4 protein-coding genes are annotated in these 11,273 nt (G+C 50.8%); 2 read left to right on the forward strand and 2 right to left on the reverse strand.

The features are described 5' to 3' along the window. Window positions 1–1,796 (reverse strand): TolC family outer membrane protein (locus Q320_RS19395; RefSeq protein WP_051534611.1); only part of this gene is annotated, 1,796 nt, incomplete at its 3' end. A 103-nt stretch (window positions 1,797–1,899) separates the two neighbouring features. Between Q320_RS19395 and Q320_RS0109905 the strand changes: the two genes are divergently transcribed. Next, a complete protein-coding gene (locus Q320_RS0109905) occupies window positions 1,900–2,589 on the forward strand; it encodes a transglutaminase-like cysteine peptidase (RefSeq protein ID WP_084282550.1) in 690 nt (229 codons plus the stop codon). Between the two features lie 4 nt (window positions 2,590–2,593). Further along, window positions 2,594–4,501 carry a bifunctional diguanylate cyclase/phosphodiesterase gene (locus Q320_RS0109910; RefSeq protein WP_027468866.1) on the forward strand — a complete coding sequence of 636 codons (1,908 nt, stop codon included), beginning with the start codon at window positions 2,594–2,596 and terminating at the stop codon, window positions 4,499–4,501. Window positions 4,502–4,610: 109 nt separating this feature from the next. On the opposite strand, the gene Q320_RS21570 is transcribed toward Q320_RS0109910, so the two are convergent. Then, window positions 4,611–11,240, reverse strand: a complete 6,630-nt coding sequence (locus tag Q320_RS21570) for a cadherin-like domain-containing protein (protein ID WP_211251218.1) — start codon at window positions 11,238–11,240, stop codon at window positions 4,611–4,613. Window positions 11,241–11,273: the final 33 nt, after the last annotated feature.

Consider the following 11,273-nt stretch of genomic DNA (forward strand, 5'->3'; position numbering starts at 1 on the left):
ACGCGTTCGCGTTTGATTTTCCATTTGCCGCCCTCGCTCACCAATTCCAAGGTTTTTTCGACTACGTCTTGGTAGTTTTGCGAGCTGTAGTTTTGCTTGAACGTCACGTCGGCACGGTCTTTGCTGACATTGGCGCAGCTAAAGTTTTCAAACTTCAGGCTGATATCGCCTTCTTTGTTCACACGAGCACGGCGTTTGGCTTCCCAATCGGCGCGTGTGCGGCCAGCACCCACGTCAAACTGACTGCTGTAAAGCGCTAAATACTCATCGGCTTTCTTGCTAGACCATTGCGTGCGCCAGTTTTCAACAAACTCAGTCACGGTTTTGTCGCACGTTGCAGTGGGCGTAGTGGAAACGGGTGTCGCTGGCGTTGGAGCTAGAGATTCAGCGCTACGCGGTGGGCGCGCTGCTACAGCAGCGGCGCGATCCAGTGGAACGGCCGCGATCAAAGCGCCTGAGCAGCTGATTTTTTCATCTTCGGCCAAATTGTCGCCCAGATCATTGTCGGGCGAGGTGTTTTCGAGCGGCGAAATCTGCAAAGCAGCAAGCAATTCATGCGATTGCATCAACACCCGTGCGTAAGAGAGTTGATGATCGTATTCGGCGCGAACCAAAGCGCGTTTGGCTTCGAAGAGTTCGTTTTCAGTATCGAGCACGTCCAGTAGCGAGCGTTGGCCGATGTCGAATTGTTTACGGAAGGCATCGCGGGCTTTTTCGGTCGACAGCACGTGTTGATCGAGGTATTTGAGTTGTTCTCGCAGGCGATAAGTATCATTCCACGCGATTTGTGTGGTTTGGCGAATATCGCGGCAGGTTTTATCGCGTAGTTCTTGGGCGATATTGAGCAATTCAGCATATTGGCTGGCGCGCGCAGTATCGCTTCCACCGCGGAACAGGTTGTAATTCATGACGAGCTGAATTTTTCCGTCTTTATAGCTGCCGTCGATATTGTCGCGATTGTTGTCATAACCTTGGCTGGCGCGCAATTCAAGTTGCGGATAAAAACTGCTTTTCTTGGTTTGTGCATCAGCACGCGCAGCGCGAATATTGTAAATCGACGCACGGAAGGCCGGATTTTGTGTCATTTGCTCTTTGAGCGTGGCCAAATCTTTCGCGGTTTTTGTCGAAAAGTCCGGTGCATTACTCATTTCGGCGGCGGGCAGTGCGCCAGTCAGGCGCTCATAGCGCGCTGACACATCGTGCAAATTCGATGATTCGGTTAACCAGTTCGATTCGGCCAAAGCCAAACGACCCGATGCGGTTTCCAAATCAACGCGGCGGCCGACACCCGCAGTCACGCGTTCTTGAATTTGATTAAAGGTTTCTTGGTGAATGGCGTAGTTTTCGCTGGCGAGCTGCACCAGCTTGCGATAACGCAGCACATCCAAATACGCATTGGTGGTTTCCAGCGCTGCGGCATCACTGGCGGCGAGTAAATCGTAATAACGGGTGAGTTTGCCATAACCTAGACGGCGCACTTCTTCGGAGGTGGCAAAGCCGTCGAACAACATTTGACGCAATTCCAGCGATACGCCGGGATGGTTAAAAGTGCCGGTATTGGTATTTGGATAATCTTGGCGCTCAACGCCCGCATAGCCTTGCAAATCGATTTTTGGATAATAGTTACCACGCGCAACGTCTTGCTCATTGCCCGCAGCGCGGAAATTGAGCCACTTGGCACGGACTTCGGGATTGCGTAAAACGGTTTGTTCCACGGCATCGCGTAGATTAGATGCGGCAAAAGTGGCCGTGCTACCGCAGGCGAGCAGCAATAGTGCGAGTGGTTTAAGCTTCATTTCTCTCGATTTCCAAAATTATAATTAATAATGTTTGCGTCTGCTGCATATGCTTTAATATTAACCGTTACTACTATAGATTAACGATTCAACTTTGGCAGATATGCTTAAAACTCGGCATCTATTGCGTCTATTTATTTCTAGTGCCGTGCTGGCGCTGGTGATGCTGTGGGCCTTGCCAGTGTTTTCCGCATGGAATTATGACACGCTCATCAAATTAGCACAGCAACGTTATGGTGCAAATGCCGCTAGAACGGTGGCTGAAATACAGCAGCTATTGCAAGCCAGTAAATCTTTGCCGGAGCAGGATAAACTAAAGCGCGTCAATGAGTATATCAATAGAAAGTTTCAATTTGTAGATGATCAAGCATTATGGCATCAAGCTGACTATTGGGCTACGCCATTAGAAATGATTGCTAAGTCTGGAGGCGATTGTGAAGATTTTGCTATTTTCAAATATATGGCATTAAAAGATATAGGGGTTTCCCCTGATAAATTACGCCTTAGTTATGTGAAAGCAAAAATTGGCGGTGAAAATAGCAATATAAGTCAGGCACATATGGTTGTAACTTATTATGCCACACCCGATGCCGAGCCTTTGGTGCTCGATAATCTAATTACCGAAATCCGTCCCGCCAGCCGCAGGCCAGATTTAACGCCCGTATTTAGTTTTAATCATGAAGGTGTATTTGCCGGTACCGGTGCCAAGCCTTCCGCCTCGATTGATCGCTTATCCCGCTGGAAAGATGTATTGCTGCGGATGCAAGCTGATGGTATTGAAAACAAGGAATAGAAAAATGTCTTTAATTCGCCAGATGTTAATTATTATTATTGCTTCGACTTTACTGGCTTTTCTGGTGAGCTTGGTCGTCAGTACATTCAGTGCACGCAATTATTTAGAGCAGCAATTATTTACGCAAAGCAGCGATAATGCGGCTTCATTGGCTTTATCCTTATCGCAGCAGGCGGATGATCCGGCGATGCTGGAATTAATGACTTCTGCTTTATTTGATTCTGGGCATTTTGAATTAATTCGTTTTCGTGATCCGCATAAAAAAATCATCATTGAATTAAAAAATAAAGATTTACCCAGCAAAGTGCCTGCGTGGTTTATTGCCGCATTTCCAATTTATGTGGAATCTGGTCAAGCTTTGGTGAGCAAAGGCTGGAAACAAGCAGGGACGGTGGAAGTACGCGCGCATGCGCGATTTGCGTATGAATCGCTTTGGGGAGGAGCTGTTCGGCTGTTTTTTTGGATTATGGGGGGCGGCGCAGTGGTGGCGCTGTTGGTGCGGATGATGCTGAATCGGGTGCGCCAACCTGTACGAGATATGATTGCTCAGGCCGAAGCGATTAGTGATTTGCGTTTCATTATGATTCCAGAGCCGCCGTATGTGGAGTTGCGCCGTGTGGTGGCGGCGATGAATAGCATGGTGGTGCGAGTGAAATCAATGCTGGATGAGCAATCCGAGCGGATTGAGCAGCTTAATCATTCGGTGAATCGAGATAGCATTACGGGCTTGGTGAATCGCAGCTTTTTTATGGGCCGCTTTGCCAGTCTACTGAATGACGAAGACCGCGCTAGCCATGGCTTTTTGTTGGTTTTGCGTTTGAAAGATTTGGCGGCGCTGAATCAAAAACTGGGTAGGCAGGAAACGGATCAGCTGCTCAATCAAATCGCATCACGCTTGGCCTATTGGGACGATCAGGGTGAGGATTGGATTGCGGCGCGTTTAAATGGCGCTGATTTTGCACTCATTACGCCCGCGCTTGAACGGCCGGCTGAGTTTGTTGATGATTTATTGGCGCAATTGGCCGCTTTGGCCGAGATTGAAGATTTTGTTCATATTGGGTACAGCGAGTTCAGTAAATACGAAACCATGAGCGCGGTACTGGCGCGCGCGGATGCGGCCTTAGCTCAGGCCGAGAGTCGTGGCGTGATCAGTGCAGTGGCGGCGGTGGTTGATTTGGCGCCAGTGCCCAATCCAAATACGCAATGGCGTGAAAGATTATTGCAGGCGCTAGACGCTCAGTTATTTGTCACGGCGCAATATCCGGTTCTCGATTGGCAAGGGCAATTGATTCATCAAGAATTGATGCTGCGTATGCCTGAAGAAGATGGCCCAAATCTGCTGAATGCCGGCGTGTTTATGCCTTTTGCCAAGCGTTTTGGTTTGACCGCAGAGCTTGATCTGGCCGCAATTCGCTTGGCCTTGCAGGCATTGAAAAAACACAGTGTTGATTATGCGGTGAATCTGGATATTGAATCGCTCAGCAGTTTGGCATTTCGCGCTGAGTTGGCGAAATTATTGCACGGATTAAATCCGAGTCTGCGCTCGCGGCTGTGGTTGGAAGTCAATGGCAATGGCTTTAAACAAGAGTTTGAAACGCTAGCGACATTCGCTGCCGAGATGAATCAGCTGGGCGTGAAAGTTGGCATCGAGCATTTTGGTCGTTCGGCGAGCGGCATGTTGCGCCTGTACGATTTACCGCTCACCTACATCAAAATTGATGGCAGTTACATTCATGAAATTGATTTGCACCCGGGTAATCAGCAGGTGTTGAAAGAAATCGTGCGAATGGCGGCCAGCTTAGGCGTGCTGACCATTGCTGAGCAGGTTCGCAGCGAAGGTGAGTGGGCGCAATTGCAAGCATTAGGTTTAAGTGGCGCAACGGGGCCTATTACCCGTTTGAAATTAGCTTAGGGTATTGGCTTGCAGCCATTATTTAATAGGCGCTATATCTAAATACCTAAGGTGGAAATAAAAAAGCCCAGATCATTGATCTGGGCTTTTTGTTGGTTGGCGTTCAGGTTTAGTCGGTAATGAGTCGACCTTTGTTCAATAGATCAGTGATGATCTGTTGATCGTTGCCTGCCGTCGTTAAGTCCACACCTTGCAGTGTAATGACTTGGTCTTCTTTGGCGGTCCAATTGCTACCGGCAAATTCACCCTTGCTGCTGACATGAACAATCGTGTCGCTGCCTGATTTTTCAAAGTGCAGGTATTGCGTCAGGCTACCGCTATTTTCACCTTGCAATAAGTCGCGCAGATCGAGTTTGTCGGTGTCACTGGCGGCATTGCCCGATTTCGCATTATTGAAGTCCATCACAATATCGCGAGCCGGTGTACCTGCAGTGCCTTGGTCGCCCAACGTCCATTTGAACGTATCGGAACCGGCATCACCGCGCAGAATGTCGTCACCCGCACCACCAACGAGCAAGTCGTTTCCTGCACCACCGCGCAAGGCATCTAGGCCAGCACCGCCAAACAGCTTGTCATTACCGGTATTGCCGTACAGCGAGTCAGAACCATTTTCGCCAAATACGGTGTCATTGCCGCTACCAGCGTTGACCAAGTCGGCGACGGGCTGCATTTCTTGCACAATGCCTTGAACCAGTTTGTCATTATTGGCGGCGGTCGACAAAGTACCGTCGGCATCGTTCATGAATTTGCTATTCAGGAAGTAATTTACATCTTTGACGGCAACCGAATTGTTGATGTCTTGTGTTTCACCCATGTAAATCAGATCATTGCCTGCGCCTGCTTCAACGTGGTCATTACTACCGCCAGTCAGGATGACCTGATCGTTGCCCGTTGACGTGCTGGTGTATTGAGCACCTCCAACCGCGCCGCCGCCAGCAATGTAATAGGCCGACGTTGCAACATCAATCACATCCCCTGTGCCAGATTCTGGCCCACGAACATAGTAAGAACCCACGCCGCCTTCGCCTGAACCATCCAGTACATTGCCTGTCGGTACGACTTTGACCGTCCAAATCGCCGTTGATGTGCCACCAAATCCATCATTCACCGTGTATTGAATCGTCGCGTCGCCAATAAAGCCATTCGTTGGCGTGAAGATTGGGAAGCCAGTCGTCGGGCTAATCGTTATAGCGCCTTGTCCTGTCAGTACCGTCGGCAAGCCAACCAGTGTTAATGAGTCGTTTTGCAAATCTCTATCATTAGCCAATACATTGAGTGAAACGGCTTGGTTGAGTTTAGTGAAGCTAAAGTCGTCTGCAGCCACTGGTGCAGTGTTGTAACGCTCATCCAAGCCATCCACATTTACCGTGATGGTCTTGCTCGTGCCATCGCTCGATTGCACTGTGAAGGTTTCAATTTTATGGTCAGCGGTATTGAGTGCTTGAACATTAGCTGCGGAGTTATTTAGGGTATAGACCCACTTGCCAGTAGTATCAATGCTTAGCGATCCATACGTACCTGCTGTATTGGTTTGGGCAACAAACAGAGCCGGGCTATCCACATCGCCAATCGTCAATTGACCGCCAGTAGTGATTTTGCCTGCCACAACATTGGTGTCTTCTTGCACTTGGCCTGAGCTAGTACCACCAATGACAGCTGCATCATTCACTGCCGTCACTTTGATAGTGCTCACGGCGGTATTGCTGTCGGCTGTACCATCATTCACAACGATATTGATAACGCGATCAACGGTGCTCGGATTCTCGCTGCTATTACTAAAGCGAATGGCCTCTAGCGCGGTTTCGTACGTCGCTTTGCTGACATTACCGGTGAGAGTAATCACAATATTGCCGCCCACAATGGCCGAGCTACCTGTGATACCTGTTGGTAGACCCGTGAAGCTCAACACGTCGCCCGCTTGCGTATTACTGAGCGTGATGGTGGCTTTTTGCAGGTTGGCATTGTCGACATCAATGACCGATGAGTCGGTATCTACAATACGAATGCCAGTTGCATTTTCGACATAGGTATTCGTATAGCCCGTGCCAGCACCGCTGGCATCCAGATCAAGTACTGGTACATCATTGACTGGGGTGACGTTGATCGTCACCACCGAGTTGACCGTGCCGCCATGACCGTCGCTGATGGTGACAGTGAAGGTATCGCCACCGTTGTAGTTTGCATTTGGCTTGTAAACATACGCGCCAGTCGCAGCGTCAATCGTCACCGTACCATTGGTCGGCGCGGTGCCGGCTTTCAGTACATAGCTCAATTTGTCGCCAGTATCGACATCGGTCGCAATCACTTGGCCATTGAACGTCGTATCTTCAGGCGTGTTAACGCTTTGATTGCTCGACACTGGCGCATCGTTGACTGCGGTGACTTGCAGTGAAACCGTCGCCGTATCGCTGCCGCCTTTACCATCGCTAATCGTGTAGGTAAAGCTGGCTGGCCCCGTGTAATTGGCTGCAGGCGTGAAGACGACATTGCCATTGACCAAGGCAACGCTGCCATGCGTAGCGCCTTGTACCGACGTAATCGTCAGTACATCGCCATCTGGATCTTTATCATTGGCCAGCAACGCCGCAGGGCTGAGTGTCAACGCAGTGTCTTCGCTGGTTGAGTAAGGTACTTGGCTGCTGAGGATAAAGTTGCCTAGCGATTGATATGCATCGGTGCCTTGGCGTAGTTCTGGTTTAAAGACCGCTTGGCCGCCTTGATCCCAATACAGAATCTCAATCGTGTGATTACCGCCGGTCGCGATATTAAACGTCGCGTGCTCGGTACCTGTTGGGCTTTGATTTTTATCGATTTCAGCTACTTTTTGACCATCGATATAAATCACATAGCCATCATCAGCGAGCACTTTGAAGTTATAGGTACCCGCTGCTAGCGTGATATTGCCTGTCATGCGGATAATCGCATCAGAGGTATTGCCTGGATCGGTGTTTAAGGAAGCAGCATCGCTACCGAGGAAAGTTTGTAGATTGCCATTGGCCCCCAAGTCACCATTGGCTAGGCTGTAGTCAAACTTTTTAGCCGTAAACACAGCCGAAGCACTGTGCGTTGCGATAAAGGCATTGACCATCGCCAGTGACGTCAAATTACCGCCATCATTGCCTTCGCTATACGCGAAGTATTCTGATTTCAGCCCAGCAAGGGTCGCAGGGTCGTCAATGGCATCTGGTGCATCATTGACCGCAGTCACTTTGATGGTGCTGACCGCTGTATTGCTATTCAAGGCGCCATCGTTGACGACCACATTGATAATCCGATCAACCGTGCTTGGTGCATCGCTAGTATTGCTAAAGCGGATGGCTTCCAAAGCCGTTTCATACGTGGCTTTGCTGGCATTACCGGTGAGGGTAATCACAATATTGCCACCCACAATCGCCGAGCTGCCTGTGATGCCAGCTGGTAGACCCGTGAAGCTCAACACATCGCCTACTTGCGTATTGCTCAGTGTGATCGTTGCCGTTTGCAGGTTGGCGCTATCGACATCAGTAATCAGCGAATCCACATCGGCAATGGCAACGCCCGCCGCGTTTTCTACATAAGTCGTCGTAAAGCCTGTACCCGCAGCGCTGGCATCGAGATCAAGCACAGGTGCGTCATTGACTGCAGTCACGCTGATTGTACTGACGGCGGTATTACTGTTCGCAGTGCCATCATTCACAACGACATTGATAACGCGATCAACCGTGCTTGGTGAATCGCTAGTATTACTAAAACGGATGGCTTCCAAAGCCGTTTCATACGTGGCTTTGCTGGCATTACCGGTGAGGGTAATCACAATATTGCCACCCACAATCGCCGAGCTACCCGTGATGCCCGCTGGTAGACCCGTGAAGCTCAACACGTCGCCCACTTGCGTATTGCTCAGCGTGATTGTCGCTGTTTGCAGGTTGGCGCTATCGACATCAGTAATCAGCGAATCCACATCAGCAATGGCAACGCCAGTGCCGTTTTCGACATAGGTATTCCTAAAGCCCGTTCCTGCGCCGCTGGCGTCCAGATCAAGTACCGGAGCATCATTTGTGCCGTTAACGGTGATATTCAAACTCGCCGAGCTGGTTGAGCCATCGGCATCGCGAACGGTGTAGTTAAACACTTCATCCGTTAACGATTGGCCTAGGTTCAATGCGTTAACCGTTGGATTGGCGTTATCAAGGGTATAGGTGTACGTGCCATTAGCAGCAATGACCAGCGTGCCATACTTACCAACAAAGGTGCCAGCAGTCGTCAACGTCAAGCCAGTGTCGCTGCTATTGGTATCGGCTACGCCGCCTTTCGCATCGCCCAAGATCACATTGCCGGTGGTCGTGGCAGTGTTCTCAAGAATGCTGTTCGTGTCGGCATTGGCTGTTGGCACGGTGTCTTGGATCGCAATATCGAGGCTATCGGTACCCACAACATTGTTTTTGTCGGTGACGGTGATCGCGATGTTGTCGATGACGTCTTTACCGCCGACATTCGCCTGTACGCTTGGATCGTAGCTGTAGGTCACTTTGCCGGTTGCGGCATTGAAACCCGTCAGTTGCAACACACCTTCGCCGGTATTGATGGTGATTGGCGTTGTGCCCAAAGTCGCCAGCTGCGCCGCAGTAATGACAGTGCCGCCGACGTTGATTTCTTTGATGCCGTCTGGCGCAGTAACGCTAAAGTCACCGATCACTGGGCCGTCGCTTTCAATCACAGTCTTGTCAGACGCATTCGCACCGGCATTACCGTCGGTATCTGGAATCGATACAGTCGGGCCGCCATCGCTCGCGCCATTCACAGTGATGTTTAACGTTGCAGAGCTGGTCGAGCCATCGGCATCGCGAACGGTGTAGTTAAACACTTCGTCAGTGAGACTTTGGCCAGGATTCAGCGCGTTCACTGTTGGGTTCGCGTTATCGAGGGTATACGTGTAGGTGCCATTAGCAGCAATGACCAGCGTGCCATACTTACCAACAAAAGTGCCTGCCGTTGTCAACGTCAAGCCGGTGTCGCTGCTATTGGTATCGGCTACGCCGCCTTTGGCGTCGCCCAAGATCACATTGCCGCTCGTTGTCGCGGTGTTCTCAAGAATGCTGTTCGTGTCGGCATTGGCCGTTGGCACTGTGTCTTGAATTGCGATATCGAGGCTATCCGTACCTACAACATTGTTTTTGTCGGTGATGGTGATCGCGATATTGTCGAGTACGTCTTTACCGCCGACATTCGCTTGCACGCTTGGATCGTAGCTGTAGGTGACTTTGCCGGTTGCCGCGTCGAAACCCGTCAATTGCAACACACCTTCGCCGGTGTTGATCGTGATTGGTGTCGTACCCAAGGTCGCGAGTTGCGCCGCAGTAATGACAGTGCCGCCAACGTTGATTTCTTTGATGCCGTCTGGTGCGGTAACGCTAAAGTCACCAGTCACTGGGCCGTCGCTTTCTACAACCGTCTTGTCAGACGCATTCGCACCGGCGTTGCCGTCGGTATCTGGAATCGATACAGTCGGGCCGCCATCGCTCGCACCGTTGATTGTTAACGTGAGTTTTGCTGTGCTGGTTGAACCATCGGCATCGCGAACGGTGTAGTTAAACACTTCATCCGTTAACGATTGGCCTGGGTTCAAGGCATTGACGGTTGGGTTGGCGTTATCAAGGGTATACGTGTACGTGCCATTAGCAGCAATGACCAGCGTGCCATACTTACCAACAAACGTACCTGCAGTCGTCAACGTCAAGCCTGTGTCGCTGCTATTGGTATCGGCTACGCCACCTTTGGCGTCGCCCAAGATCACATTGCCGCTCGTTGTCGCCGTGTTCTCAAGAATGCTGTTGCTGTCGGCATTGGCCGTTGGCACGGTGTCTTGGATGGCGATATCCAGGCTATCCGTACCCACAACATTGTTTTTGTCGGTGACGGTGATCGCGATATTGTCGATCACGTCTTTACCGCCGACATTGGCTTGTACGCTTGGATCGTAGCTGTAGGTCACTTTGCCGGTTGCCGCATCGAAACCGGTGAGTTGCAAACTACCTTCACCGGTGTTGATCGTGATTGGCGTTGTGCCCAAGGTCGCGAGTTGCGCCGCTGTAATGACGGTGCCGCCAACGTTGATTTCTTTGATGCCGTCCGGTGCAGTAACGCTAAAGTCACCAGCAATCGGGCCGTCGCTTTCTACAACCGTCTTGTCAGACGCATTCGCACCTGCGTTGCCGTCGGTATCTGGAATCGACACCGTTGGGCCGCCATCGCTCGCGCCGTTAACGGTGATGTTCAAACTCGCCGAGCTGGTCGAGCCATCGGCATCGCGAACGGTGTAGTTAAACACTTCATCCGTCAACGATTGGCCTGGGTTCAGCGCGTTCACCGTTGGGTTCGCGTTATCGAGGGTATAGGTGTACGTGCCATTAGCCGCAATGACCAGCGTGCCATACTTACCAACAAAGGTGCCAGCAGTCGTCAATGTCAGACCTGTGTCGCTGCTATTGATATCGGCTACGCCGCCTTTAGCGTCACCCAAGATCACATTGCCGGTTGTTGTCGCGGTGTTCTCAAGAATGCTGTTGGTATCGGCATTGGCCGTTGGCACGGTGTCTTGAATTGCGATATCGAGGCTATCGGTACCAACGACATTGTTCTTATCCGTCACAGTGATGGCGATGTTGTCGATGACATCTTTACCGCCGACATTCGCTTGTACGCTTGGATCGTAGCTGTAGGTGACTTTGCCGGTTGCCGCGTCGAAACCGGTGAGTTGCAAACTACCTTCGCCGGTATTGATCGTGATTGGCGT

The organism is Deefgea rivuli DSM 18356, from assembly GCF_000620145.1.
Classification (GTDB): Bacteria; Pseudomonadota; Gammaproteobacteria; order Burkholderiales; family Chitinibacteraceae; genus Deefgea; species Deefgea rivuli.